Raw genomic sequence first — 244 nt, forward strand, 5'->3', positions numbered from 1 at the left:
GTTAATACCCGCTTCGATGCGTGGCGTTTCACGTAGAATCGCTTCATCAAGTTTAAGCTCAAGGTTTTCAACATCTTGATTTTTGTTGTCAGAGTACACTTTAAGAATACGACCCAATGGGTTGTTTGTATTCGGTGTAGACAAGTTCTTAAGCTGAGCTTTGATCTTAGAAGTAGTAAGCGCTAAATCAACGAAACGTACTAAGAAGATTAAAAGACCTACAGCAAGCAATACGGTGATGATG

1 pseudogene is annotated in these 244 nt (G+C 39.3%); it reads right to left on the reverse strand.

Annotation, left to right across the window (positions count from 1 at the left end):
• Window positions 1-244: pseudogene (locus AAEY68_RS21545) on the reverse strand (MotA/TolQ/ExbB proton channel family protein); the annotation flags it as partial.

The sequence above is a fragment of the Pseudoalteromonas sp. RB2-MNA-CIBAN-0110 genome, assembly GCF_040309305.1.
Taxonomy (GTDB): Bacteria; Pseudomonadota; Gammaproteobacteria; order Enterobacterales; family Alteromonadaceae; genus Pseudoalteromonas; species Pseudoalteromonas arctica.